This is a genomic window from Actinomadura sp. NPDC047616 (genome assembly GCF_040642915.1).
Taxonomy (GTDB): Bacteria; Actinomycetota; Actinomycetes; order Streptosporangiales; family Streptosporangiaceae; genus Spirillospora; species Spirillospora miaoliensis.
On the sequence record NZ_JBEYTB010000013.1, the window covers coordinates 20,034 to 44,514 of the forward strand.

25 protein-coding genes are annotated in these 24,481 nt (G+C 71.4%); 22 read left to right on the forward strand and 3 right to left on the reverse strand.

The genetic code is table 11. The features are described 5' to 3' along the window. Window positions 1–149: 149 nt before the first annotated feature. From ABZ801_RS27940 to ABZ801_RS27970, 7 genes are all read left to right on the forward strand, one after another. Entirely contained in the window at window positions 150–1,076 is a 927-nt protein-coding gene (locus ABZ801_RS27940) for a type II secretion system F family protein (RefSeq protein WP_344944230.1), read from the forward strand. Then, on the forward strand, window positions 1,076–1,954 hold the full coding sequence (locus ABZ801_RS27945; protein ID WP_360703162.1) for a type II secretion system F family protein: 879 nt from the start codon (window positions 1,076–1,078) through the stop codon (window positions 1,952–1,954). Before ABZ801_RS27940 ends, ABZ801_RS27945 begins: the two co-directional genes overlap by 1 nt. Further along, window positions 1,954–3,159: a sensor histidine kinase gene (locus ABZ801_RS27950; RefSeq protein ID WP_344944236.1), complete on the forward strand. Its 1,206-nt coding sequence runs from the start codon at window positions 1,954–1,956 to the stop codon at window positions 3,157–3,159. Before ABZ801_RS27945 ends, ABZ801_RS27950 begins: the two co-directional genes overlap by 1 nt. Beyond that, on the forward strand, window positions 3,160–3,906 hold the full coding sequence (locus tag ABZ801_RS27955) for a response regulator transcription factor (protein WP_344944239.1): 747 nt from the start codon (window positions 3,160–3,162) through the stop codon (window positions 3,904–3,906). A 249-nt stretch (window positions 3,907–4,155) separates the two neighbouring features. After that, window positions 4,156–4,287, forward strand: coding sequence for a hypothetical protein (locus ABZ801_RS27960; protein WP_360703166.1), 132 nt, complete (start codon window positions 4,156–4,158; stop codon window positions 4,285–4,287). A 124-nt stretch (window positions 4,288–4,411) separates the two neighbouring features. Then, window positions 4,412–5,929, forward strand: coding sequence for an OmpA family protein (locus ABZ801_RS27965; RefSeq protein WP_360703169.1), 1,518 nt, complete (start codon window positions 4,412–4,414; stop codon window positions 5,927–5,929). A 144-nt stretch (window positions 5,930–6,073) separates the two neighbouring features. After that, complete coding sequence (locus tag ABZ801_RS27970) at window positions 6,074–6,691, forward strand: hypothetical protein (RefSeq protein WP_360703172.1); 618 nt, start codon at window positions 6,074–6,076, stop codon at window positions 6,689–6,691. 78 nt (window positions 6,692–6,769) lie between these two features. On the opposite strand, the gene ABZ801_RS27975 is transcribed toward ABZ801_RS27970, so the two are convergent. Then, the gene (locus ABZ801_RS27975; RefSeq protein WP_360703174.1) at window positions 6,770–7,399 is read right to left on the reverse strand and encodes a hypothetical protein; all 630 of its coding nucleotides are present in this window, start codon (window positions 7,397–7,399) and stop codon (window positions 6,770–6,772) included. A 20-nt stretch (window positions 7,400–7,419) separates the two neighbouring features. Then, window positions 7,420–8,961, reverse strand: a complete 1,542-nt coding sequence (locus ABZ801_RS27980; RefSeq protein WP_360703176.1) for an RNase A-like domain-containing protein — start codon at window positions 8,959–8,961, stop codon at window positions 7,420–7,422. 929 nt (window positions 8,962–9,890) lie between these two features. Between ABZ801_RS27980 and ABZ801_RS27985 the strand changes: the two genes are divergently transcribed. From ABZ801_RS27985 to ABZ801_RS28010, 6 genes are all read left to right on the forward strand, one after another. Beyond that, window positions 9,891–11,165, forward strand: a complete 1,275-nt coding sequence (locus ABZ801_RS27985; RefSeq protein WP_360703179.1) for a hypothetical protein — start codon at window positions 9,891–9,893, stop codon at window positions 11,163–11,165. A 13-nt stretch (window positions 11,166–11,178) separates the two neighbouring features. After that, window positions 11,179–11,574 carry a hypothetical protein gene (locus ABZ801_RS27990; protein ID WP_360703182.1) on the forward strand — a complete coding sequence of 132 codons (396 nt, stop codon included), beginning with the start codon at window positions 11,179–11,181 and terminating at the stop codon, window positions 11,572–11,574. 3 nt (window positions 11,575–11,577) lie between these two features. Continuing rightward, window positions 11,578–11,985, forward strand: a complete 408-nt coding sequence (locus ABZ801_RS27995; protein WP_344944261.1) for a DUF3592 domain-containing protein — start codon at window positions 11,578–11,580, stop codon at window positions 11,983–11,985. A gap of 336 nt (window positions 11,986–12,321) precedes the next feature. Further along, window positions 12,322–13,782, forward strand: a complete 1,461-nt coding sequence (locus ABZ801_RS28000) for a hypothetical protein (RefSeq protein ID WP_360703185.1) — start codon at window positions 12,322–12,324, stop codon at window positions 13,780–13,782. Window positions 13,783–13,795: 13 nt separating this feature from the next. Next, window positions 13,796–14,191 carry a hypothetical protein gene (locus ABZ801_RS28005; RefSeq protein ID WP_360703188.1) on the forward strand — a complete coding sequence of 132 codons (396 nt, stop codon included), beginning with the start codon at window positions 13,796–13,798 and terminating at the stop codon, window positions 14,189–14,191. A 23-nt stretch (window positions 14,192–14,214) separates the two neighbouring features. After that, a complete protein-coding gene (locus ABZ801_RS28010) occupies window positions 14,215–14,844 on the forward strand; it encodes a hypothetical protein (protein ID WP_360703191.1) in 630 nt (209 codons plus the stop codon). Window positions 14,845–14,980: 136 nt separating this feature from the next. Here the strand turns inward: ABZ801_RS28010 and ABZ801_RS28015 are convergent, their stop codons facing one another. Continuing rightward, window positions 14,981–16,195: a C40 family peptidase gene (locus tag ABZ801_RS28015; protein ID WP_360703193.1), complete on the reverse strand. Its 1,215-nt coding sequence runs from the start codon at window positions 16,193–16,195 to the stop codon at window positions 14,981–14,983. Between the two features lie 365 nt (window positions 16,196–16,560). Between ABZ801_RS28015 and ABZ801_RS28020 the strand changes: the two genes are divergently transcribed. The 9 genes from ABZ801_RS28020 to ABZ801_RS28060 all read left to right on the forward strand — a co-directional run bounded on the left by ABZ801_RS28020 (window position 16,561) and on the right by ABZ801_RS28060 (window position 24,407). Further along, window positions 16,561–18,162, forward strand: coding sequence for a hypothetical protein (locus ABZ801_RS28020; RefSeq protein WP_360703196.1), 1,602 nt, complete (start codon window positions 16,561–16,563; stop codon window positions 18,160–18,162). After that, window positions 18,135–18,707: a hypothetical protein gene (locus ABZ801_RS28025; protein WP_360703199.1), complete on the forward strand. Its 573-nt coding sequence runs from the start codon at window positions 18,135–18,137 to the stop codon at window positions 18,705–18,707. Before ABZ801_RS28020 ends, ABZ801_RS28025 begins: the two co-directional genes overlap by 28 nt. 42 nt (window positions 18,708–18,749) lie before the next feature. Further along, window positions 18,750–19,160 carry a hypothetical protein gene (locus ABZ801_RS28030; RefSeq protein ID WP_360703202.1) on the forward strand — a complete coding sequence of 137 codons (411 nt, stop codon included), beginning with the start codon at window positions 18,750–18,752 and terminating at the stop codon, window positions 19,158–19,160. Continuing rightward, window positions 19,157–19,663, forward strand: a complete 507-nt coding sequence (locus tag ABZ801_RS28035; RefSeq protein ID WP_360703205.1) for a DUF3592 domain-containing protein — start codon at window positions 19,157–19,159, stop codon at window positions 19,661–19,663. The genes ABZ801_RS28030 and ABZ801_RS28035 overlap by 4 nt, the downstream gene beginning before the upstream one ends. Window positions 19,664–19,756: 93 nt before the next feature. Then, the gene (locus ABZ801_RS28040; protein WP_360703208.1) at window positions 19,757–21,208 is read left to right on the forward strand and encodes a hypothetical protein; all 1,452 of its coding nucleotides are present in this window, start codon (window positions 19,757–19,759) and stop codon (window positions 21,206–21,208) included. A gap of 27 nt (window positions 21,209–21,235) precedes the next feature. Further along, window positions 21,236–21,634, forward strand: coding sequence for a DUF3592 domain-containing protein (locus ABZ801_RS28045; protein WP_360703211.1), 399 nt, complete (start codon window positions 21,236–21,238; stop codon window positions 21,632–21,634). Between the two features lie 13 nt (window positions 21,635–21,647). Beyond that, the gene (locus ABZ801_RS28050) at window positions 21,648–22,283 is read left to right on the forward strand and encodes a hypothetical protein (protein ID WP_360703213.1); all 636 of its coding nucleotides are present in this window, start codon (window positions 21,648–21,650) and stop codon (window positions 22,281–22,283) included. 128 nt (window positions 22,284–22,411) lie between these two features. Next, the gene (locus ABZ801_RS28055; protein WP_360703216.1) at window positions 22,412–22,810 is read left to right on the forward strand and encodes a hypothetical protein; all 399 of its coding nucleotides are present in this window, start codon (window positions 22,412–22,414) and stop codon (window positions 22,808–22,810) included. Window positions 22,811–23,078: 268 nt separating this feature from the next. Beyond that, window positions 23,079–24,407 (forward strand): hypothetical protein, encoded by a 1,329-nt coding sequence (locus ABZ801_RS28060; protein ID WP_360703219.1) that lies wholly within the window; start codon window positions 23,079–23,081, stop codon window positions 24,405–24,407. The last annotated feature ends 74 nt before the right edge of the window (window positions 24,408–24,481 follow it).

Genomic DNA, 24,481 nt, shown 5'->3' on the forward strand with positions numbered 1-24,481 from the left:
GCGCCTGCGCCGCAGGCCGGTGCCAACGGGACCACCGGGACGACCGGGACGACGACGGGCGCGGTCGCGCAACCGCCGGGGCACACGGGGACGCCGGCCGGGCCGACGCCGCCCGCGTTCGGTGCCCGGGACGACAACGGGGAGACGGAATGAGCCTTCCTCTGATCTTGCTGATGCTGGTCGTGGTCCTGGCGCTGCTGGTCTGGGCGGCCTGGGAGTTCGGCCGCGGCCTCGACCAGCGCAGCGAACTGGTCATGCGCGGGGGACGCGGCTATGACGAGCGCCGCATGGCCACGGCGCTGGACCGCTGGGACGCCCGGCTGCGCCGCACCACGCTGGGACGCCAGGTCTCCCGCCGCCTGCTGGCGGCGGGGCTGCGGATCCGGCTGTCGGTCTTCGTCTTCGGGATGGCGGCCGGCGCCCTGGTCGTGGTGGTGGTGATGGGCCGCCTCCTGTCCCCGTTCCTGGGGCTGGTGATCGCGGTCGGCGTCGGCGGCGCCGTCTTCGCCTACATGCGGCACCAGGAGGACCGGCGCCGCGACGAGTTCGTCGGGCAGCTGCCCGAGCTCGCCCGGGTGCTGGGCAACGCGGCGGCGGCGGGCCTGGCGATCCGTACCGCCATCGAGATGGCGGCCGAGGAGCTGGACGACCCGGCCCGCACCGAGCTGAGCCGGACCGCCGAGGCCCTGCGGCTGGGCCAGTCCTTCGACGACGCGATGAACGACCTGCGTGAGCGCCTGCCGTCCCGGGAGCTGGCGGTGCTGATCAGCACGCTGGTGGTGGCGGGCAAGTCGGGCGGTTCCCTGATCACCGCGCTGCGCAAGATCTCCACCACCCTGGAGGAGCGCAAGGAGACCCGCCGGGAGGTCAAGACGATCCTCGGGCAGTCGGTGGTCGCGGGGTGGGCCATCGGCGGAATGGGGGCCGCGCTGTTCGTCGGGATAGGCGTCCTGCAGCCGGACACCCTCGACAAGATGACCTCCTCGCTGATCGGGCAGGGGATCCTGCTGGTGGTGCTGGTCCTGTTCAGCGTCGCGCTACTGCTGGTCCGCCGGATGACAAGGATCGACGTCTGATGCCCGTGCTGATCGCCCTGGCGGCCGGGCTGATGGTGCCGCTGTTCGTCTGGGGCTATCACCTCAGGGCCGCCGGCCAGCCCGCACCCGCCGATCTGGACGTGCCGGTCAAGAAGGCCAAGACCGAGGAGTTCGGCCCGCTCGGCTCCATCATCAACCCGCTCGGACGCCCGTTCGTCGGGCTGATCGTCAATGCCATGAGCGGCGCCGGGCGGACCCGGCTGCGCCGCCGTATCGAGCGCGCCGGCCGCCCCGCCGGGCTGACCGTGGAGGGATACGCCGCCAACAAGGCCGGCAGCGCGCTGCTCTACGGCGGGACCGGCCTGGTGGTGATACTCGCCGACCAGGCGTTCATCGGCGTCATCCTGCTGCTGGTCGGCCTGGTGCAGACCGACATCGTCCTGTGGAACCTCAGCCGCGAGCGCCAGGAGGAGATCCAGCGGTCGCTTCCGGACTTCCTCGACGTGCTGACCGTCACCGTCTCGGCCGGGCTGGGCTTCCGGCACGCGCTGGTACGGGTCGCCGAGAGCATGCCGGGGGCGCTGGCGGACGAGATGAACAACGCGCTGCGCCAGATGGAGCTGGGCACCCCGTTGCGCGACGCGTTCGAGCAACTGCGCCAGCGCAACGACAGCGCGGCGCTGGCCAGCTTCGTCACCGCCATCCTGCAGGCCGAGGAGCTGGGCGCCCCGCTGGCCCGCGCGCTCACCGAGATCAGCACCGACATGCGACGCGACGCCTTCCAGCACGCGCGGCGCCGCGCCCAGCGCGCCGATCCGCAGATCACGCTGATCGTCACCTTCCTCATGGTCCCGGCGATGATGCTGCTGATCGTGGGGGTGCTGTACTTCTCGACGGCCGAGGGGACGCTGTTCTGATGGCGTGGGACGACCCGGTCGGCGCCGCGCGGATGGGCGCGACGTTCCGCCTGCTGATGCAGCTGCGGATCCTGATCACCGCTCTGACACTCGCGCTGGTCCCGAGCGAGCGGATGACGCTCGACACCCTGCTGCTGCTGAGCGGGGTGGGATCGCTGTCGGCGCTCGTGCTGTTCTCCTGGCAGCAGATCGTGCCGTCCCTGCTCAAGTACCCGGTGCTCATCGGCTTCGACGTGTTCGTCGCCTACGCGGTGCTGGAGATCGGCGGGGTGACCGGGCCGTTCTTCCTGTTCACCGTGGTGACCTCGATGCTCGCGGGCCTGCTGCTGGTCGGCCGGTGGCTGCTGGCGGTCTGCGGCATGCAGGTGCTCCTGTACTTCACGGCGGCGACGGAGTTCGGCGCCGCCCGCGAGCTGATCAACTTCCAGACGGTGGTGGCGATGCCGGCGTTCTACCTGGTCGCGGGGTTCGCCGGGGCGAGGCTGCGCCACCTGTACGACCAGCAGTCCCAGCTGGAGACGGCGCGGCGGGCGGCGGAGGTGGTGGCCGCCGCGGCCGAGGAGCGCAGCCGCCTGGCCCGCGAGATGCACGACTCCCTCGCCAAGACGCTGCGCGGCATCGCGATGTCGGCGCAGGCGCTGCCGTTGTGGGTGGACAGGGCCCCGGCGCGTGCCGTCGAGGAGGCCCACCGCATCGCCGCCGCGGCCGAGGTCGCCTCCCGGGAGGCGCGGCAGCTCATCGAGGACCTGCGGGACGAGGTGTTCCAGCAGCCCCTGGGACAGGCGGTCGCGGACGTCGCGACGGCCTGGGCAGAGGAGACCGGGACGGCGGTGACCCAGCGGGTCGACACCGGGATCGACCTGCCGTTGCGGGCACGGTACGAGGTGATCGCCATTCTCAAGGAAGCGCTGGAGAACGTCCAGCGGCACGCGCAGGCCACGGCCGTGGAGGTCTGCCTGTCCCAGGACGCGGGCCACGCGGTCCTGCGCGTGCGCGACGACGGCTGCGGCTTCGACGGCGGACAGGACCTGGGCCGCCTGCTGAGCGGCGGCCATTACGGGCTGGTCGGGATGCGGGAGCGCGCGCACAACGCCGGCGCGTCCCTGGACGTCGACTCCGCCCCGCGCGCGGGCACGACGATCACCGTCGTCGTGCCCGATCCGGGTCTGGAGTCGGCTGGGTCGGTGGATCTGGAGGTGGCCTGAATGACGGTCGGCACGCAGTGGCGCCCGGACGGAGACGGCGGAGAGAGCGGAGACGGCGAAGCCCGCCAGATCAGGGTGGTGGTCGCCGACGACAACCCGGTGGTCCGCTCGGGGCTGGTGGCCCTGCTGGAGGCGACGGGCGAGGTGCGGGTGCTGGGGCAGGCGTCCAACGGCGGCGAGGCCATCGAGCTGACCCGGCGGTTCGCGCCCGACCTGGTCCTGCTGGACGTGCGGATGCCGCTCATGGACGGCATCACCGCGCTGCGCACGCTGAGCGGCGTCACCAAGGTCCTCATGCTCACCTACACCGACAACGACGAGGTGATCCGGACGGCGATCCGCAACGGCGCCGCCGGCTACCTGGTGCACGGGACGTTCACCGCCGACGAACTGGCCGCGGCCGTCCGCGACACCGTGGCGGGCACCAACAACCCCCTGTCGCCGGCCGCGGTGGCCGCGCTGATGGCCGCCGTGCAGGGGGCGGAGGACCGTCCCGCCCCGCCGCCGCGGGAACGCTCCGGCGGGAGGACGGCCGCCGCGCGGCCCGGGCACGGGCTGTCGGCCCGTGAGGCGGAGGTGATGGACCTGATCGCGCAGGGCCGCACCAACCGGGAGATCGCCGAACGGCTGTTCCTCACCGAGAAGACCGTCAAGAACCACGTCAACCGCATCTTCGCCAAGCTCGGTGTGACCAACCGCGCGGCGGCGATCGCCCGCTGGCTCGGCACCGCCGTGGAGCCACGCTGACCGGCCGGGGCGGCGGCCGCGCGATGGGCCCGGACATGGGCCTGAACAATGGGTCCAGGTTGGGCCTGCGGACCCTGGGGCGAATGGCGCCGACTCCGTACATTCTTTCAATAGATGGGGAGTCGAAAACGCGGGAGAAAAACCATGACGCCTCTGCGGAACGCGAGCATCCGAGTTACTGCGCTGATTGCCGCACACACCACCCGTGGCGACCGGGACCGCGGAGAGGGGCCCCTTTCCTACATCGCGGTGGCCCTGCTGATCGCCGCGATCGCCGTCGCGGTCGCCGCCAGCGGTGTCGGCGACACGATCGTCTCTCAGATCCAGACGGCGGTCCAGAACATCTTCACCCGGGGCAGCGCGGCCGGCAGCAGCGGCTGACGCCGTTCTCCGGAAAAGACGGCATTCCGCCTGCACGGGGGACAGGATTCCTGTCCCCCGTGCAGGCATTTCCCATGTCAAGTAGAGTTTTCTCCGGTCAGGGGTCGCGAAGGGAGATCGGCGAGTGAAGACAGCCGTGACGGGGCGGGGACGATACGCGGTGGGCGCGGTCGCCGCGGCCATCATGCTCAGCTCCTGCAGTTCTTCCGGCGGATCCGAGGGCGGCGGCCCGTCCCCCTCCGCTCCTTCTTCGTCCGGCTCGCAGGGCCAGGAGAAGGTGCTGCAGACTCAGCCCTTCCTGCCGACCGGCGACGTCAAATTCGACCTGCTGGCACTGGACCGGGTGTCGGACCAGGTGGTGGTCGCCAAGGTGCGGGCGCGCAACACCGCCCGGTCGGAGATCTCACTCGACCGGATCATGGCTCCCACGACCCGCGATCTCGGTAACGTGAACAAGTTCGATCCGAATTCGATCGGCGGGGCGGCACTGCTGGACGGTGCGGGCGCGCGCCTCTACTACCCCTACGTCCAGCCCGGCCGCAAATGCCTGTGCACCCGGACGGGCGGCTTCAACCTCAGGATCCCCGCGGGAGGGACGCTGACGCTGAACGCGGCGTTCCCCGCCCCGCCCGCCGAAGTGTCGCGGCTGGGCCTGCTCCTTCCCGGCGTGCTGCCCTTCACCGACGTCCCGGTCGGCAACCGGCCCGGAACCAAGATCGACATTGACCCGAACAATCGCGGTGTCGACCCCGTCACGGCGCAGAAGGGGCCGACGCGGATCCTTCCGGTGACCACACTCACCGAGAACAACGCCGGTGCCGAGGAGGACGACGGCACCAACCTGAACGTGCGCATCTCGACCGACGTGCTGTTCGCGGTGAACAAGGCCGACCTCAACGCCGCGGCCCAGGCCACGCTGCGCGAGGTGGCCGGAAAGATCCAGAACTCTCCCGGCAACACGGTCACGATCGAGGGGCACGCCGACAGCACCGGCAACGACGCCATCAACCAGCCGCTGTCGGAACGCCGCGCCAAGAGCGTGGAGGACGCGCTGAAGGGGATGGTGACCAGGCAGGGCATCACCTACCGTTCCCAGGGCTTCGGTTCGAAGCGTCCCATCGCCTCCAACAAGGACGAGGAAGGACGCAAGAAGAACCGCCGGGTCGTCATATCGTTCGCCCGGCCCAAGCCGGCCCCGGCGCAGGCTCCCGGTGGATCGAGCGTGCCCGCGGCGGGACGCACGTTGAACCCCTCGAGCGCGCCCAAGGGCGTCACCGTCCACGTGGACGGCCTGCACCGCGACTCCAACGGCTTCACCACCGTGTCCTGGACCGTGCGCAACGACGGCGACCAGGAGGCCGACATGGGGCTGATGTTCAACGCCCCGTCCCAGGACGGCTACATCAATGGCGGTACGAGTGGCGTGTCGCTCGTATCGGGCGACCGGCGGTTCCGCGCCGCGCGCAATGGCGAAAGGTACGCGATCGGTCCGCAGTTCCCGCTCATGCCCCTTGATGTGATCAGGCTCGTCAAGGGCGAGCAGCTCCGGCTGTACACGATGATCAAGGTGCCCTCGGACGTCACGACGGTCACCCTGGACATTCCCGGGTTCGACAAGGCCGAGAATCTCGCGATCGGCTGATCCGCCGGCACCGGATCCGCTCGCCCGAGGCCGGGAGCGTCATGGCGCTCCCGGCCTCGGGCGTCGTCATCCGCGGGTTCTTGGGGCCGGGAATGGGTCTGCGGGCCCCATACAGGACATCCAGGCCGGTTATATACGTGATGAGTGCGTTACTTTCCCCGCTTTGTTTTCCTGGTCGCCGTTCTCGGGGGGCTGGTGTGGTGGTCTCCCTGGCAGGGCCCGTTGGAGGCCATGCGGGTCGGCGACGGATTCCGGCTGTACCGGGCCGATGACTACCGCCTCGCCTATCCGGAGAACTGGCAGACCCGCACCGGAACGAACCAAGAAGGGCACGGCTACGTCGAGTTCAACGGACCGGCGACGCCCGAGGGGGCGTATTCCGGGCAGGTCCGCGTCGTCCGCCAGGACGGCTGGAACCATCGCCTGCAGGACAAGCTCACACAGTTCCAGACAGCCGCCGCCGTCGAGCACTACGAGATCGTCCGGTCCCTCCCGGTGACGGTGGAGGGGGCCGCCGAGGCGCACCGCTTCGAGGTGGTGCGGAAGATCAAGGCCCTGTCGGGCGCCCCGCTGAGCCTGCGGGGCTCCGAGACGTTCGCCGTCTCCGACGACGGGGTGCTGCTGACCATCACCGCGGAGGCCCCCGAGAGGGACCGGACGCAGGCGCAACTGCCGCGCGTTCTCGACACCGTGGAGATCAGCGGACGGAACTGGTTCGCCAAGCAGGACTGGTTCCCGCCGAACTGGTTCGAATTCCCCTGATCGCCTCGCCGGGTGCGGCCTCGCCCGGCGAGGCCGCACCTCGTGCCTCCGGGGGCCCGCGGCCGTCGCGGACGCCGGTCAGTCGGTGATGAGGTGCTCCAGACGCTGGAGGATGAAGACGCCGTAGCCGAACGGGACGGACGCCCGCTCTATTTCGGCGTAGAGGTCCCGCGTTATCGGCGTGTCGTGCGTCTGCGCGAGGCTGATGAAGAATCGCAGGGCGAGTTCTGGCAGCCCCGCCCGTACCAGGTCCTCAAGGGCCTGCCGCAGAAAATCCTCCTCGACCGGCCGGGCGAAGTTCGATGTAATCGAAAAACGCCGCACGACCCGCGCCACCGGGTCCGCCACCTCGGGACGGAAATCCAGCGCGCCCTCGGTCGAGACGCGCACGCCCGCGGCGTCCAGCGCCGGGGTCAGGATCTCGATGATCCGCTGGAACCACTGGCGGCCGTCCCGCCCCTCGGCGGTGACGTCGTGGTAGCCGTCGGTGGCGGACGTCCAGAGCGCCGCGAGCTGCCCGCCGGTCAGGGGCGACTCGACCAGCAGCGTCGCGTCGTGCACGTCCTGCTCGATGACCGGGACGGGGCTTTCCTCCCGCACGGCCTGCGCGATGATCTCGTCGGACGTCGGGTGACGCGACCACCACACCGCGTGGAAGCGGCCCGCGGCGAGCGCGGTGATTCCGAAGTCGTCCGCCCTTTCCTCCATGCCGCCACCACTCGCTGAGATCAGGGGACCGGATAGGACGTGTAAATATACCAGCCCGGTTTGTGCTTGGGATCCTGGGCGCGGTGCAGGATGATTTTGAATTTGTTTCCGGCCGCGTTGATCTGACCGTTCTTGTTCGCGATGTCGCCCAGCGAGCCGCTCCCGTGCTGCTGCACCGGCAGTTCCAGCGTCTGCCGCCCGTTCCTGCCTTCCTTGAGCCACCTCTGGATCTGCGGCTGCAGCTTCGGGTTGGCCATGGCCTCGTTGATCGCCTGCTGGGCGGTGTCCTTGTCCTTCCAGCGGCCCGCCAAGCCCTGGGTGTTGCGCGGATCCCGCGCGTGGGCGATGAGGTCCTGGTCGGTGACGTCGACGTGGTCCCGGATCGTGTGGCCCAGCTGGTGGTCGCCGCGGGGCTGCCCGCGCGGCGGCTCCTCGTGCTTGTCCAGGTCAGTGCAGTTGTGCACGAGCAGGTCGTCGCCGCCCGCCGCGACGTAGAAGGTGTGCAGACCGTCGACGGTGAGGTTGAACACCTGCTGCCGCTGCCGGCGCAGCCGTTTGTCGACCACCATGGCCCGCCGGCCGTCCGGCGTGACCAGCATGTCCCCGAAGACCAGCCGGCCGGCGTCGATCCAGTCCTGCGAGCCCGCCACCCAGAACGGGTGGTTCGCGGTCGCCGTCAGCCGTGCCGTCGGCCCGCCGAGCGATCCGCCGGAGGTCACCACCAGGTCCACCAGGCTCTTGTCGCCGGTGCCGACGATGCGGTCGGTGACCCGGCGCGGCCCGACCCGGCCGGTCCGCGGGTCGGCGGCCCAGACGAGGTCGCCGACCCGCACGCGTTCGATGGGTCTTCGCGTCCCGTCGGCCATCAGCACCGGCGTTCCCGGCGTGAAGCTGTTGCCCGCCGCGTTGCGCCGCTCGCACGCCTCCCGCGCGCGGCCCAGGCGGTCGTGGGCGTCCTTGCGGGCCTTGCGCGCCTTGTCCAGGCGGCGCTTGAGGTCGAGGAACCGGTCGACGAGCTTGACGACCTTGGGGATCGACTTCAGCAGCTTGCCGATCTTGCCCCACGGGACGACGCCGATCAGGGCCCACGCGCAGTCGCTGAAGTTCGGCTTCTTGACGCAGTTCATGATGTCCCCGGCCAGGAAGTCCAGACCGAGCTTGCCGATCTCGGCGAGCAGGTCGAAGTTCGACCACTCGCTTTCCAGGCCTGTCAGGTCCTGTTCGGCGCGGCTCAGCGCGTCCTGCGCGGCCCGGTACTCCTGGGCCTCGGGGGAGTCGTCGTCCGGAGGAGGGGCGCCGTCGCCGGTCGAGGGTGTGGGCGTCGCACTTGCCACCGCCGGGGAGGCCGTGGGGGTCGCGGACGGCTGCGTCCGGTCGTTGCCGCCGTTGTGCCGTTCGCACCGCTCACCGCCACTGACCCGGCACGCGGCGGCGCGGATGTCTCCCAGAACCGTGTCGGGGAGCGCCACCACCGTCACCGCCGCGGCGATCGCGCCGATGAGGAGTACGACCGCGATGTAGGAGAGGGAACCCTCGCCCCTGTCACCCAGCCGTCGCAGCATGCACGATCCCGTCGGTCGAACGCCATCCCCCGAAACAGCCAGGTAAGCAGGTGAACGGGCCGATGCGCACGGGCCCTCGGGCCCAAAAATCGGCCGGGTCGGGCTCGGCGCGCGTAATGATAGTGCGATACGGACTCGGGACCTATTATTGGGCCCAATTTTGGGCCTAGGGGCTCACGCGCATAGAACAAACTGATCATAGCGTTCGCGACGTGCTGCCAGGTGGCCGTCAGGTGAATCGAGCCGGAGGAACCGGCGAACTCGGTGAGGGCCCCCTCAGCTATATCGCCGTCACCTTCCTGATCCTGACGGTGGTCCTGGCGCTCGTGCTGTCGGGCATCGGCGGAACGGTGACCCGGTACATCGATCTGGCCGTCTGCAAGATCGGCGAGGCCGGCGGGCTGGTCGACAGCTGCGAGGACGGCGACCGAGGCGAACGGCCCGAGGCCCGCGACACGCCGACGGGCGGGCCGACCGGCCCCTCGCCGTCGTCCACCGGCCCCGGCCCGTCCGGAACGGGCGACCCCAACCCCTCCGGGAGCCCGAGCCCGTCGGGGAGCCCGAGCCCGTCGGGCAGCCCCGGGCCGTCGGACACCGGAAGCCCAGGCCCGTCCGGAAGCCCGGGCCCGTCCGGCAGTCCGGGCCCATCCGGTGATCCGAGTCCGTCGGGGACGGGTGATCCGAGTCCGTCCGGGAGCCCCGGCCCGTCCGGCAGCCCGAGCCCGCCGGGGACGGGTGAACCCAGCCCGTCCAGCGGCCCGAGCCCGTCGGGGAGTCCAAGTCCGTCCGGGAGCCCAGGCCCCTCCGGAAGCCCGGGGCCGTCCGGAAGCCCGAACCCGTCCGGGACGGGCGGCCCGAGTCCGTCGGGAAGTCCCAGTCCGTCTCCGAGCCCGCCGGTTCGCCCGGTCAACCGCCCGGCGCCGGTGTGCGTGGCCGACGGCAGCGCCGGCTACAAGGACCTCACGGTGGTGGTGCCGGTGCGTTACGTCAACGCGCGCGGCAGCATCCGGGTCTTCTACGCGATGGCCAAAATCGTCACCCCCGGCAAGCCCGACCGGTGGACGGTGGCCGTGGGCGCCTTCGGTGAGGCCGGGGTGCAGGCCCCCGACCTGAAGTTCCTGAGCGGCCTGTGGGCCGGCGGCAACGTCACCGGCATGCAGTTCTACAGCTTCGACAACGAGCAGGAGGCCCGGGACTTCCCGCAGCGGTACGCCGAGGAACGGGCCAAGCAGGCCCTGCGCCACCACCCTCTCGTGGCGCCCCTGCTGAACGTGCCGTTCCTGGGGGACAAGCTGAAGGATCTGCTCGGCGGCCAGGGGCTGCCGGAACCCGATCGCGACTCGGTGGAGGCGGGACCGGCGGGCGGCCTCAACCCCAAGCTGAAGCTGGGCGGCCTCGACGCCTCGGCCGCCACCCGCCTCTGGTCGCTGAGCGGCGTGCAGCGTGACAAGGACGGTAACTGGATCCTGAACATGCGCGACAGGGTCCTGTCCGACCCGACCCTCACCTTCGATCTGAGCAAGCTGCCCAAGCAGGTCACGCAGCGGGGCGCCGAGGCCGTGCTGAAGGAGCTGGAACTGGCCGGGAAGGCCAAGCTGGGTCCCGAATTTCAGATCCCCGACAAACTGCGCGACTACATCAACAGGAGCCTGGCCAAAGGCGTGAAGATCGGGGCCACCGTCGAACTCATCGGCCAGAACGAGTACCAGTTCATGCTGGATTCCAGCGGGAAGCCGGTCAAGTTCACCCGGAACCTGACGACGTCGTGGACGTTGCGCGGCCGGGGGAACGTGACCCTCGACGGCAAGGGCAAGGTGGAAGTTCCCGTGACCCGCCAGATACCGCTGGACGGGGGGCGTCAGGTCAGCACCTCCTCCCTGGATCTGTCCGACCCCACGCACAGGAACGCCGCCATCGCCCTGTTCGCGAGCGGGATGCTCACCAAGCAGTCCGGGGCCGGCTCGGTGTCCGCCCAGTTCACCCCTGCCGGGGCGATCATGGACAACCTCCTGCGGACCAGGGGCACCATGACCCGGCTGACCTACGACGAGGGCGTCTCCGGGCTGTCCGCCGGATTGGAGAACCTTGGTAAGACGGGCGGGGCGATACGTTACGACGGAGAGAACAGCCAGACCACGCTGACCAAGGCCGAGATCTGGCAGGACGGTATGGGATGGGTGCCGTGGGACGACTGTCATCGCTGATCGGCGGGGGGCGGTGAGCCCCCCGGTGCGGGCCGTCGCCGAGGGGGCGCTGGTCATGGCCGCCACGCTGGTGGTGCTCATGCTCGGCGTCGTGATGATCAGCTCCATGTCCACCGGCACGCTCCTGACCGAGCGGTTCTTCTGGGGGTACGCGCTGGCGGGCGGGCTGGTGCTGGCCCTGGGCGCGGCCGCCGCGGGCGGGCTGGCCGCCCGCCGGCTGCCGTCCGGGTCGGCGCGGACCCTGCCGGCTCTGGCCGGGCCGCTGTCGGTGGTGTCGCTGGTCGCCGTCCCGTCGCTGTTCGGGAAGGACTGGGGCGCGGGAGTCCTCTACCTTGTGGTGACTCTGGTGGGGAGCGTCGCAGGGGTGTTCGGTTCCGCCCGGTTCACCACGCGCGGAGGACGGTCGTAGACGGTGGAGACCTTCTTCAAGATCTTGCTCGTGGTGATGGGCCCGGCGCTTGTGCTCTCGGCTCCGATCAGGTTGATGCACCGGTTGCGTTTCCGCCGGTCGGCCGTGCCGACGCGGGGTGTGGTGATCGGCAGCCGGGAGGAACGCACGCACGACGGCAGCGGCGGGTCCTTCGAGTTGGAGATCCGCTACCGCGTCCCGGACGGCCGGGAGTTCACGTTCAAGGAAGGCGGCCAGAGCCGCCACCACGATGGTGCCGTCGTGCGGGTGCTGTACGACCCGTCCCGGCCCGAGAACGCCCATCTGGAATTCACGGCCGCCCGTGCCTGGGTGGAGTCCGCCGTCCTGCTGGTGCTGGGCGCCGTGGTCACCTGGCTGGTCATCTTCGTGTGGCAGCCGTGGTCGCAGTGAACGCGGGATAGGACGGCGACCCCTCGCCCCCGGCGTCCAGCCGCCGCGGGGTGCACGAGCCCGTCGGCCGCACGCCCCGGGCGGTGAGGAAACAGCCGGCCGGGCCGGTGCGCACGCCCTCGGGCGCGGGAGTCCGCCGGATTCGGCGCGGCGCCCGGGCCGCGATCGCGGTACCGGTCAGGGTCCCCTATTGGGGTCCGGGGGCTCACGCCTGCACATCAAAATGATCATAATGTTCGCGGCGTGCTGCCAAGTGGCCTTCAGGTGAAGCGAGCCGGACGATCAAGCGAACTCGGGGAAGGGCCTGTCAGCTATCTCGCCGCGATTCTCCTCATCGTGGCGGTGGTGCTGGCGCTCGTGCTGTCGAACATCGGCGGCCGGGTGTCCCGGGACATCGGCCTCGCCGTCTGCAACGTGGCCCGAGCCGGGGGGCTGGTCGCCGGCTGCGAGGAGCCCGGGCCGTGGCCGCCGCCGGGACCGTCGCCCGATCCGCCGGTCCAGCCCGTCACGCGTCCCGATCCGGTGTGCACCGCCGACGGCAGCGGCGGTTACCACGACCTCACGGTGGTGGTGCCGGCGCAGGTGCTGAACCTGCGCGGCAGCATCCGGGTCTTCTACACGATCGGCAAGGTCGTCGCTCCGGGGAAGCGCGACCGGTGGGTGGTGTCCGTGGGCGCCTTCACGGAGGGCGGGGTGCAGACGCCCGACCTGCCGCTCGTCAGCGGCATGTGGCTCGGCGGCAACGTCACCGGCACCCAGTACTACAGCTTCGACAACGAGCAGGAGGCCCGGGACTTCCCGCGGCGGTACGCCGAGCAACGGGCCAGGCAGGCCGTGCGGTACCACCCTGTCGTGCTCCCCCTGCTGAGCGTGCCGGTGGTGGGGGACTGGCTCAGCGACCTGATCGGCGGCCATCTGCCGGAGGCAGATCGCACGGCGGTGGAGATAGGACCGGCGGGCGGCCTCAACCCCGGGCTGAACATCGGCGCCGTGGACCTCTCGGCAGCGAGCCGCGGCTGGTCGTTGCTCGGGGTCCAGCACGACAGGGACGGCAACTGGATCGTGAACATGCGCGACAGGGTGCTGTCGGATCCCACCCTCACCGTCGATCTGAGCAAGCTGCCGAAGCAGGTCACGCGGCGGGGCGCCCAGGCCGTCCTGAACGAGCTGGAACTGCTCGGGATGACCCACTTCGGCCCCCACTTCGAGATCCCCGCCAAACTGCGCGATTACGTGAACCGGAGCGTGGCCAACGGCGTGAAACTCGGGGCCACCGTGGAACTCATCGCGCAGAACGACTACCAGTACATGCTGGACTCCAAAGGGACCCCGGTCAGATTCACGCGGCAGGTCACGACGTCGTGGACGCTGCGGGGCCGGGGGAACATCAACCTCGGCGGGGGCGGCAGCAAAGTGAAAATCCCGGCGACCGGCCAGATACCGATCGACGGGGGACGCCAGGTCAGCACCTCCTCGCTGGATCTGTCCGACCCCATGCACAGGCGCGCCGCCACGGCCCTGTTCACCGCCGGGGTGCTGCAACGGGTCGGGGCCGTCGGGCTGTCCTCGCACCGTCAGGCACAGCTCGTGGACTCCCTGTTCCGGACCAGGGGCACCATGACCCGGCTGACCTACGACGAGCTCGTCTCCGGCCGGTCGGGCGGCCTGGAGAACCTCGTTGGGAAGCTCGGCGGGGCCATACGTTACGACGGAGAGAACAGCCGGACCACGCTGACCGGCGCCGAGATCTGGCAGAACGGCAGGGGATGGGTTCCGTGGACCGACTGTCATCGTTGATGGACGTGGTGCGGTGAACTCCCCGGTGCGGGCCGTCGTCGAGGGGGCGCTGGTCATGGTCGTCACGCTCGTGGTGCTGATGCTGGGCGTGGTGGTCATCAGTTCGCTGTCCACCGGCACGCTGCTGAGCGAGCGGTTCTTCTGGGGGTACGCGCTGGTGGGCGGGCTGGTGCTGGCCCTGGGCGCGGCCGCGGCGGGCGGGCTGGCCGCCCGCCGGCTGCCGCCGTCGGGCCGGCGGCCGGTGCTGGCTCCGGCGGGGCCGCTGCTGGTGGTGTCGCTGCTCGCGGTCCCCTCCCTGTTCGGCGACGACTGGATCGGGGGAGCCTTCTACCTCGTGGTGACCCTGGCGGGAAGCGTCGCCGGGGTGTTCGGTTACGCCCGGTTCACCGCGCGCGGGGAACGGTCGTAGACGGCGGAGAACTTTGTGAAATCTTGCTCGGGGCGCTGGGCTCGGCGATGCTGATCTCGGCCCCGATCGTGCCGGTGGGCCGGAAATCGAAGGAGGGTGATCCGGTGGTACGGCTGACCGCGCTGGCGTGCTCCCTGCTGGTGGCGCTCGCGGGGTGCTCCGGGAAGGAGGAGCCTCCCAAGCCCCCGGCCGGATTCACCACCTACAAGGGCGACGTCTACAGCTTCGCGTATCCGCAGGGCTGGAACGTCACCCATGACAAGGACGAGCGCGGCGCTCCGCTGGTGGAGGTCCATGGACCGGCCGCCGCGAGCGGTGCGTACCGGGGGCAGGTCATCGTGTCGCGCACCGACCGCTTCGGCGGGGGCATGGACGCCATGAAGGCCCAGGCGCGCGGGCTGAACCAGCTCAACGGCCGCCGGATCGTGCGCCAGGGCGATGTGAAGGTGCCCGGCGCCGAGCAGGCGTGGCGCCTGGAGAGCGAGTACGAGGAGAAGACCTCCACCGGTGCCACGGCCCGGGTGCGCAGCATCGACATCTACGCGCTCACCAGCGGCGGGACGATGCTCGACCTCACCGTGCGCGCCCCGCAGGAGGAGTTCGACGCGGTGGGCATGCCCAAGGTCGAGTCCTCGTTCTGGGTCCGCGGGTGAGGCGCGCCCGCGCCCGCCGGGCCTGAGCCCGAAGCGCCGGGACTTGCCGGAAGCCTCGGGTGCCGGCCGGACAGGGCGCGGGCGTCCGTCGTGACCGTCGGACGCCGCGCGCCCGAGCGCGGCCTGGAGGGTGCCGTCAGCCGAACCGCACCGCGCCGTAGAAGCCTCGCCCGGCCAGGGTCGACTCCTTGACGACGTCGCCCGTCTGTGGTGCCTCGATGAATCTTCCTCCGCCCGCATATATCCCGATATGGCCGGGGTTGGGGAGGACGAGGTCGCCCGGCTGCAGCTCGCTCTGGGAGACCCTGCGCCCGCGCGGGTCGCTGAGCTGCGACAGCGTGTAGTGCGGAAGCGTGATCCGGCCGCCGGACGCCTGGTAGACCGCGTACAGGGTCAGGCCGCTGCAGTCGAAGCCCACGGTGTTGGCACCGCTGTAGCCGCCGGGGGAGCAGCAGATGCCCTTGCTCGGACCGGCCGGGGTGCCGCCGCCCCAGGAGTAGGGGGTGCCGAACCAGCAGCGCGCCCAGGCGATGACACGGTGCCCGAACGGCATGCTGGGGTCGGGCTGCTTGTCCTTGGCGCACTCGCCCTTGACGTAGGGACCGGAGGGCAGGCCGTTCTCGGGCATCCCCGTGTACTTGACCGGGTCCTCCTTGCCCACCAGCCGGATCTTGAACAGCCGGATGACCCGGTCGCGCGGGGCGGGGCCCTGGGTGTCGCTCCACACCCGGACGTTGTCGCACCACAGTTCGTCGAAGAACGGAGCCTCTTCGGAGCCGCGGCCGCCGGTGTTCCGGTACTCGCACTCGGGGAGACGCAGCTCGGCGATCGCGTCGGCCGTGCCGCGGCCCTTGATGATTCCGGTGCGGCCGCGGTTGTCGGTGCACAGGTTGCGCCGGTTGGCGAGGTCCTGGCGGTCCTTGGCGGTCAGCTCGTCCTCGTCCTTGATGACGCAGTCCTTGGTCTGCACCGACACCTTCATGGTGTGGCCGAGCGCGCCGGAGGGCTCGACGTCGCCGCGCAGCTCGGCGGCGTTGCGTCCGGCGTAGTCGCGGGCCGCCTCGGCGAAGGGGGTGTTGTCGGCGTTGACGTTGTCGGCGATCGTCCACAGGCCGATGCCGCTGGGCAGCTGCCCGTTGCGGGCGGCGTCCAGGACGGCGTCCCGCATCGGGGTGACCGCGGCGAGCGCGGCGGCGTCCGCCGCGATCTGTCCCTGCGAGCGCAGGTCGTTGGCGCGGGCGACCTGGATGGCCATCAGCGTCAGGCCGAACGCGCACACCATCGCGACCAGGAGGATGATCTGCGTCGAGCCCTCGTCGCGGCTGACCGCACGCCATCGTCCAGCTCTCACCGTGTCCCCCAGTCGAGATCGAGACCACATGAGATCACAAAGGACCGGTGAGGACTCTATGGACGCCGGCGCCGCAGCGACAGGGCCCGGGGACCCAAATCGCCCGGTGCGCGGGTGCGGCGGCGCGGCGGGCGCCCGGCCGCCGCGGCGGACGGGGCCCGTGCGCGCCGCCCCGCCGGCGGGCCGGATATTGCCCGGCGGCGCCGCGGCGCATATCCTTCCGACTTTCTCCCGGCATTCGGAGTTAATTCTCGAACAACGGCCGGGAAATCGAATGTGACGGCCGGGTTTCGCCTTTTCTTTGGGTCTTGGAATGGGCCCGCGGGCTCAATTGATTTCGGCCTTTCGCTGGCAACTTGGCGGCCGTGCGCAAATGGAGTCGGGGGGCGGCGCGGACGGCCGGGCGCCGCGACGCGGGCGAGGGGCCGCTCAGCTACCTGGTGGTCGCGCTGCTGTGCGCGGCGCTGGCGCTGGCGCTGGTGCTGTCGGGCATCGGCGGCCGGGTCGTCTCGAGCATCGCGGCCGCGGTCTGCCAGATCGGCGAGTCGGCGGGGCTCGTCCAGGACTGCCGGCCGCCGGGCGGGGGCGGCCGCGGGCAGGCCCAGCGCGACCCCGACGAGCCGGCCACCGGCTGCGTCCCCTTCATGGAGAGCCACTACCTGGAGGAGACGGTCGGCATCCCCCTGCGCTACGTCGACGTCCGCACCAACAGCCGCGGCACCCTGCAGCTCATCGAACGCGTCGGGCCGGACGGCAGGCGCGCGTGGGAGGTCGTGGACTTCACCTGGGGCGAGGGCGGGGTCGGCACGCCCGACGGCCTGCGCGCCGGCCCGGCCGGCGGCGGGGTCTGGGGCGGCCTGACCATCACCAACGGGAAGGTGTACGGCGGCTTCACCAGCGAGAAGGAGGCCCGCGAGTTCTTCGACGACCTGCGCGACCACCGCATCGGCAACGAGGTCAAGTTCACCTTGCGGACCAACCCCCTCACCGGCGGGTTCGTGTGGCTCGGCAGCAGGCTGCCGTGGGTCGGCGACGACATCGACAGGTTCATGGGCGGCAGCGAGCCGGACCGCGAGCCGACCGAGGAGTACATGGACGGCGGCCTGACCGGCGGCTTCCGCGCGGACCTGGATGTGAGCGCCGGGCCCGCCCAGCTGAAGCTGCCGTTCAAGGGCCGCGGCTGGCTGCTGACCGGGAGCCGCGTCAACAACACCAACGGCCAGACCACCCACTACTTCACCCAGCGCGGCGAGTTCGAGGCGGCGGTGCAGGTCGACGTGAGCCGGCTGGTGCGGACGCTGCCCGCGTCGGTGCGGCGGCAGGTGCAGCAGGGCCTGGACGAGGGCGTCGACGTGGTCCTCGACATGATCGAGCGCCAGCTGCGCGGTCAGTACGGGAACGGCTTCGTCCTGCTGCCCGAGCAGCGCGCGCAGATGAGGGCGCAAATCAAGATCAACCCCAGTGTCGGGTTCAACTACAAGCACCGCGGCGGCACGCAGTGGGGCGTCACCTACGACCGCGACGGCGACATCGTGGGGATCAACCAGATCCAGAACGGCCAGGACATCGTCTACGTCCGGGTCGACGGCAGGACCTCGGGGCAGAACGGCGTCGGCGACCGAGGGCAGCTCACCGTGGGCGGCCAGTGGATCCTGTTCGCCCAGCGCACCGTGACGGAGAAGAACCTCGACTACTCGTCGGCCGAGGACCGCGCCGTCATCGACCGATACCTGCGGGACGGCGACACCGACGCCGTCGAACGGGCGTGGGAGGGCGGCGCCGGCACCATGAGCCGGCTGACCTACGACAACACCGGCGACACCACCAAGCTGGAGGGCCGCGGGTCCACCCCCCGGCGCCGCCTGGGATTCGTCGAGATCGGACGCGAGGCCGAACGGCACTCGCTGCAGAGCGCGCACTACTACAGGAAGGGACAGGGATGGGTGCCCTGGCAGGGCTGCCGGTGAGGTACGCGCCGATGGTGGCGGTCCTGCTGGCCTGCGCCGTGCTGGCGGGATGCGGCGGCGGCGAGCGGCCGCGCGTCCCGGCGGGGTTCACCGAGTACCGCGCCGGCGCGTACTCGTTCGCCTACCCCAGCGGATGGCAGCGCCGGGACGGCCAGGACGAACGCGGCCGCCCCACGCTGATGTTCGTGGGGCCGCGGCTGCCGTCCGGCGCCGTCGATGGCCAGATCCACGTGGGACGCCTCGACGGCTACCGGCAGGACCTGGGCGTCCAGCTCGGCCAGTTCCGCGCGCTGGCGACGATGCACCGCTACCGGCTCACCGCGGACCGGCCGGTCGAGATCGACGGCGCGGACCGCGCCCATCGTTTCGAGGCGACCTACGAAATGCAGGACCAGAACGGCGCGAGCGTCCCGTTCACGTTGCTGGGTCTTTACGTGCTCACCGACGACGACGTTCTCCTGGAATTCATGTTGCGTTCGCCCCAGAACGGTTCCGCGCGATCCCGGCTGCCGGTGATATTCGATTCCTTCCGGCTGGATCACTAGCCCGATCGGCATAACCGGCACGACCGGAAACGGAGCTTCCCGGTGCGGTCTCGAAGCGGTCTGGGGGCCGTCCTGCTGGGCGGCCTCGTCACGCTGGCGGGCGCGGCGGCGGCCGCGGCCGCCGTCACCGTCGTCGCGGTCGCGGCGCCCGGTGTCGCGGAGGGGCCGGGCTTCTACTGGACGTCGTCGGCCGTCGCGGTGACCCTGCACGGCGCGCTGGGCCTGGCCGGCGGGCGGATCGCGGCCCGCCGGCTGGACGGCGGGCGCGGCGGCGGAGCGGTGCGGTTCCACCTGCTGGTGTGCGCCGGGCCCGTGCTGGCCACCGTCGTGACGCAGTCGGGCGCGCTGGGCGACGGCCGCGCGGCGGTCGCCCTGGCGGCGGTCTGCGCCGCCTGCGGCGGCGCCCTGACCGGGGGCTGGTCGATCGCACGCCGATCCCGCCTGGCGTCGTGACCGGCGGCACGTCGCGCGGGCGGCTGCGCCGCCTGCTGCTCCTGGCCGGTCTCGCCGCCGCGGTGCTGGTGCTGTTCGACGCCCTGTCGGGGGCGCTGTCGCTGGTGCCCGCGGGGTGGCTGGAGACGGCGGTGCTGGCCGTGGGCGGACCCGGGCTCGTCCTGGCCGCGCCCGTCGCGCTCGTGGCCGCCTACCGGTTCCGCGGACGCGCCGAGGTCACCGAGGGCGTCGTGGAGATGTGCGCGGACGCCCTCGTCGCCGACGCGGGCTACGACCTGACGATCCGCTTCGCCGACCTGGACGCGCGCGAGCGGGTGTTCACCGCCTACAGCGGCCGCCGCCGGCCCCCGGGGCGGCGCGTGCGCGTCATGTACGACGCCCGCGATCCCTCCGACGCGCGCCTCTACGCCCACCCGGTCACCGAGGTCGCGGGCGCCGTGCTGATGTTCACGGTGGGCGCCGCGCTGTGCTTCCTGCTGTGGAGCCACCACCTGAGCGGTTGACACCCCGCTGTCCGTTTTGGGTCCGATCTTGGGCCTGTGGGCTCACGCGTTCCGGCGACATGACGCTTTGGATGGTCGCTGGGTGAAGATCTTGTGAATGTCTCAGTAAAGTGTCGTGATGCCGGCGAGGGCAGTCTCAGCTACTTCCTCGTCGTCCTGCTGATCGCCGCGTGCACGGGCGCCATCGCGCTCTCGGGGCTCGGCACGCGGATCAGCGACTGGATCGGCTACGCCGTCTGCGTCGCCGCCGGCGGCGGCGACGAGAGCAAGTGTCACTCACCCGCCGACCTGGTGATGCAACCGACCTGCACCGTCGAACTGGCCGTCGACGGCTACACCGGCACCGTCGAGGCGCTCATCTTCTCGGTCGGCAGGGACTGGGCGTTCATGCGCACCACCTCGATCGACCCGCGCACCGGCGAACGCGTCGTCCGGATCACCGGGATCCGCGGCAGCTCCATAGGAGTCGGCACCGGCCTGGGCATCGGCCTGAACGGCGGCAACCTGGTCAACATCGGCGCCGACGCCAGCGTGGGCGCCAACCTGCGGCTGGGGAACGGCGACGCCTGGGAGTTCACCGGGCCGGACGCCGACGAACAGGCCGACGCGCTCCGGAGAGACCTCGTCGAGCAGTACACCATCGACGAGGTCAAGAACAACGGCGGGCTCCTGGGCTACATCGGCGGCAACATCTACGACGCCTTCGCGGGCCCGGACATCCCCGAGGCGAACATCCGCCGCCATGAGACCGAGATCGACGCCTTCGCGTCGCTGGACGCGGGGCTCAGCATCGGCTGGCCGGCCCCGAGCGGCCGGCACCGCAAGCCGGACCGTTCCACCGAGCCCGAGGGGCGGCACCGCAAGCCCACCCTCCAGGACCGGCTGCCCGACTCGCGCGGAACCGACAGCGTCTCGCCCAACCTGCGCGCCTGGGTCGCCGTCGACGGCAACGAGAAGCTCGTCGTCGAGGAGAACGAGCGCACCGGCGAGACCACCACCACCATGATGCTGCGCGGCGAGACCAACTACGGTGAGCAGCACGTCGTCGGCGGCAACCAGGGCCAGGTGACCTCGATGGGCGCGATGTCGCTGACCACCGACCGGGACGGGAGACTCACCAAGGTCACCCTTGCCCAGACGCATGTGGTCAACGGCCGCGCCACCGTCACCACCACCACCGTGCCCATCACCACCGAGCAGCAGCGCCGGGACGCCGCCGACTACCTGTCGGGTGCCGTGCCGATCGCGGGCACCGCAGCACGCAACCTCTCGCTGACCTGGGACGACATGGCTCCCACCCAGGATCCCGGGCCGGACGCGCACCCGTTCCTGCGCAACATCTTCCAGAACGGCATGACCTCCCGGGTGGACTACGCGCACCGGCGGAACGACGCCAGCTACGGGGCCTCGATCAAGCTCGGCCTCCAGCTCGGCGCCAACCTCGCGATCTCCACCACCGATCGCTCCGCGCAGAACGCGCAGTACCTCGGTGCCCCCACCTCCGACGGCAGGCGGCTCTACAAGGACCTCAAGGCGTGCCGGTGAACCGATGCCCGGCGGTGCGGAGGAACGATGATCAGGCCTTTGGTCGGCGTGCTGTTCGGGCTGTTCGTCTGCGGTGCGGGCGTGTGGTCGCTGGCCGAGCGGGTGCGCCTGCAGCTGCGCGGTGCCCGCGCCCCCGGCGTGATCGTCGGGAGGGCGGACGCGGCGGGCACGGCCCCCGGGATCGCCGGCCGCTCCGGGATGTTCCGGTTTCGCACGCCCGACGGGCGGGAGATAGAGGTGACCAGCTCGGTGTACTCCTTCCCGGGGCCGCGGCCGGGGAAGCGCATCACGGTGGTGTACGACCCGGCCCGGCCGTACCGGGGCGCGGAACGGGCCGGGGTTCACCTGGTTTTGATGCTGGCTGTGTACCCCCTGGTGGTGGCGATCGGCGCCGCCATCGCCGTCGCGGCCCTGCTGGACTTGTGAGAGGAGGCCGGAGATGACCGTGGCGCGCCGTCCCGCCCGGCCGCGCCTCATGCGACGCCGGCGTGCCCGCGCCTGGCGCGCGGCGCTCGCGATCGCGCTGGCCGCCGGATCGGCCGGCGGCTGCGGAGGATCCGGTGACGACGCCGACACGGCCCGCGCCGCGGCGCCCCGGAGCACGCCCTCGGGCTTCGCGGCGGCGTCCGCCGGGCGGGTGACGCTCGCGCACCCGAGCGGCTGGCTGCCGGTCGAGCCGCCGGAGGGGTGGCCCTTCGCGGCCGAACTGCGCGACGGCTCGCGGGTCCACGCGCGGGTCGGGGTGATCCGCGATGTGCCGCGCCCGTCCGACGCCGACGCCGGTGTCGTCGCCGCCGCGGTCGACACCGCGCTGCGGCTGACCGTCACCCGCTACGACCGCGGCCCCCGCCGGGACCTGCGGGTTCCCGGCGCCCGCGACGCCGTCCGGGTCGACTACACCTACCTGGACGGCCCCGGAGCCGGGGAGCCGGCCAAGGGCACCGACGTCGTGCTGGTGTACGGCCGGGGCGAGTCGGCCGTCGTCCGGATCACCGGACGGCCCGCCACGCTGCCGCCGGCGGTGGTCGACCAGATCGTCGGCACCGTCACCGTGGTGCCCGGCCCCGGCGGCTGAACGGTGCGGCCTGGCGGCTGAACGGTGCGGCCTGGCGGCTGAACGGTGCGGCCTGGCGGCTGAACGGTGCGGCCTGGCGGCTGAACGGTGCGGCCGAACGGTAAGCGACACGAAATCAGGGGGGAATCGTGGATCTCTTGCGTGCGTGGGTGACGGCCATGGTCGTCTTCGTGCTGGCGAGCATGGTGACGACGGTGGCCGCCGTCGGGTCGGACGCCGCCGCCGACGGCCTGAACGACACGACCGCCGACCGGATCGCGTGGAACGCCGTGCCCATGCTGCTCACGTTCGCCGCGATGACGGCGCTCGGCGGGGCGGCGCATCCCCGGCCGCAGCGGTTCGACATGCGCCGCCACGCCGTGGCGACGCTCGCGGTGCCCGCCGCGCTCATCCCTCTGGCGCTGGTGTACGGCCTGTTCAGCGGGCCCGCGCTGTCCGCGTGGAGCGGTTTCGTGGGGGCCCTCGCCGGGACCGCGAGCGGCTGGGGCCTGCTCCGCGTGGCGCGCCGCCTTCGCTCGCCCGGCTGAGCCGGGGCGGCGGTTGGGTCCCGGGGCCCTGGAGAGACGGACGGCCGCCCCACTAGGGTCCGGCCTACACCGGGACGAACGACGAACAGGGGACGTCCTCCACCATCGACGGGGGAAACGCGGTCAGGTGAACACCTCCTACGCCGACGAGAAGAATCCGCGTTCACGCCCCGGCGACACCGCACCCGCCACGACCACCGCGACACGGTCCGCGCTCGCACGTGCCCGGACTGCGCTCATCTGGGTGGTTCTGGGATGGACGGCGGGGATGGAACGGCTCGACGACAATTCGTTCCTCACCCACCTGCGCACCGGACGCTGGATCCTCGAGCACGGCGTTCCGCACTCCGACATCTACTCCTACACCGTCCCCGGCACGCGCTGGGTGGCGCAGTCCTGGCTGGTGGAGGTCCTCTACGCGGGCATCGCCGAATCGGTGGGGCCGACCGGGATCCGGGTGCTGTGCGGGATGCTCGGCGCGGCCAGCGCGTACCTGGCCTACCGGCTGGCCGACCGGGCCGCCGGAGGCCGCGGCCGGACGGTGGTGGTGCTGGTTCCGGCGCTGTACGTCTCGTCGCTGTACTGGGTGGAGCGGCCCCTGTTCGTGGGCGTCCTGGCGTTCCTGGCGCTGGTGTGGATCGTGGAGATCCCGGATTCGGCGGGCCGCCGCCCGCTGATCGCGCTCCCGGTCCTGATGTGGCTGTGGGTCAACTCCCACGGCAGCTTCGCGCTCGGGTTCGCCTACCTGGCCCTGCACCTGCTCGGCCGCTGGGCCGACGGCCACGCGCCCTGGAAGGACCGGGAACGCCGGCTCCTGCAGGCGACCGGCCTGGCGTTCGCGGCCTGCTTCCTCAACCCGTACGGGGCCGGGCTGGTGCTGTTCCCCGTCGAGCTGCTGACGCGCGGCGAGGCCCTCCAGTACGTCCACGAGTGGAAGTCGCCCGACTTCCGGACGTTGGCGGGCATGGCCTTCGCCGCCTGGATCGTCGTCTTCGTCGCCGTGCTGGCGCTGGCCCGCGCCCGTCCGACCAGGCGCGACGTCCTGGTGGCGCTGCCGTTCCTGCTGCTCGGCCTGTGGGCCATGCGCAACGCGGCCGTCGCCTCTCTGGTCGGCCTGCCGATCGCGGCCCGGCTGTTGCCCGCGGCCCCGCCGCCCGTCCGGCGCCCCCGCCTGGACGTCGCGCTCATCACCGCGGTGCTGCTCCTCGCCGTCCCGCTGACCCGGGGGGACCTGGCCCAGCCGCCGTTCGACCTGAGCAAGTATCCGGTCGCCGCGATGCGCGCCGTCGAAGGGCAGGGCCTGCTCGGACGCCGCCTGTTCACCACGCCCGCGTGGAGCGGCTACGTCATCCACCGGTACTGGCCGCGGCAGCGGGTCTTCATGGACGACCGCTTCGACATGTATCCGACCGCCTTCACCGTGAACTACTGGAAGGTGCGGCACGGCGACGCGCGTTGGCGGGCGACGTTCGAGCGGTACCGGGTGGAGGTCGTGGTGTGGGAGACGGGCGCCTCGCTCACCGAGATCCTCTCGGCGAGCCCGTCGTGGCGCGTGCTGTACCGGGACCGCCTGGCGACCGTCCTCGTCCGCCGCTGACCGCGGCCGGACGGTCCGTGCTGGGCCCGTGGGCCCAATGCCCGCGGACGGCGCTTTGAGGGCCGGGGGCCCTG

Excerpts from the sequence above, each read along its gene's own strand:
- ABZ801_RS27980 (WP_360703176.1), bottom strand. The coding sequence starts at position 8,961 with ATGCTGCGACGGCTGGGTGACAGGGGCGAGGGTTCCCTCTCCTACATC.
- ABZ801_RS28060 (WP_360703219.1), top strand. The coding sequence starts at position 23,079 with ATGGAACGGCTCGACGACAATTCGTTCCTCACCCACCTGCGCACCGGA.
- ABZ801_RS28050 (WP_360703213.1), top strand. The coding sequence starts at position 21,648 with ATGACCGTGGCGCGCCGTCCCGCCCGGCCGCGCCTCATGCGACGCCGG.
- ABZ801_RS27955 (WP_344944239.1), top strand. The coding sequence starts at position 3,160 with ATGACGGTCGGCACGCAGTGGCGCCCGGACGGAGACGGCGGAGAGAGC.
- ABZ801_RS27940 (WP_344944230.1), top strand. The coding sequence starts at position 150 with ATGAGCCTTCCTCTGATCTTGCTGATGCTGGTCGTGGTCCTGGCGCTG.
- ABZ801_RS27950 (WP_344944236.1), top strand. The coding sequence starts at position 1,954 with ATGGCGTGGGACGACCCGGTCGGCGCCGCGCGGATGGGCGCGACGTTC.
- ABZ801_RS27945 (WP_360703162.1), top strand. The coding sequence starts at position 1,076 with ATGCCCGTGCTGATCGCCCTGGCGGCCGGGCTGATGGTGCCGCTGTTC.
- ABZ801_RS28025 (WP_360703199.1), top strand. The coding sequence starts at position 18,135 with ATGGGTGCCCTGGCAGGGCTGCCGGTGAGGTACGCGCCGATGGTGGCG.
- ABZ801_RS27975 (WP_360703174.1), bottom strand. The coding sequence starts at position 7,399 with ATGGAGGAAAGGGCGGACGACTTCGGAATCACCGCGCTCGCCGCGGGC.
- ABZ801_RS28045 (WP_360703211.1), top strand. The coding sequence starts at position 21,236 with ATGATCAGGCCTTTGGTCGGCGTGCTGTTCGGGCTGTTCGTCTGCGGT.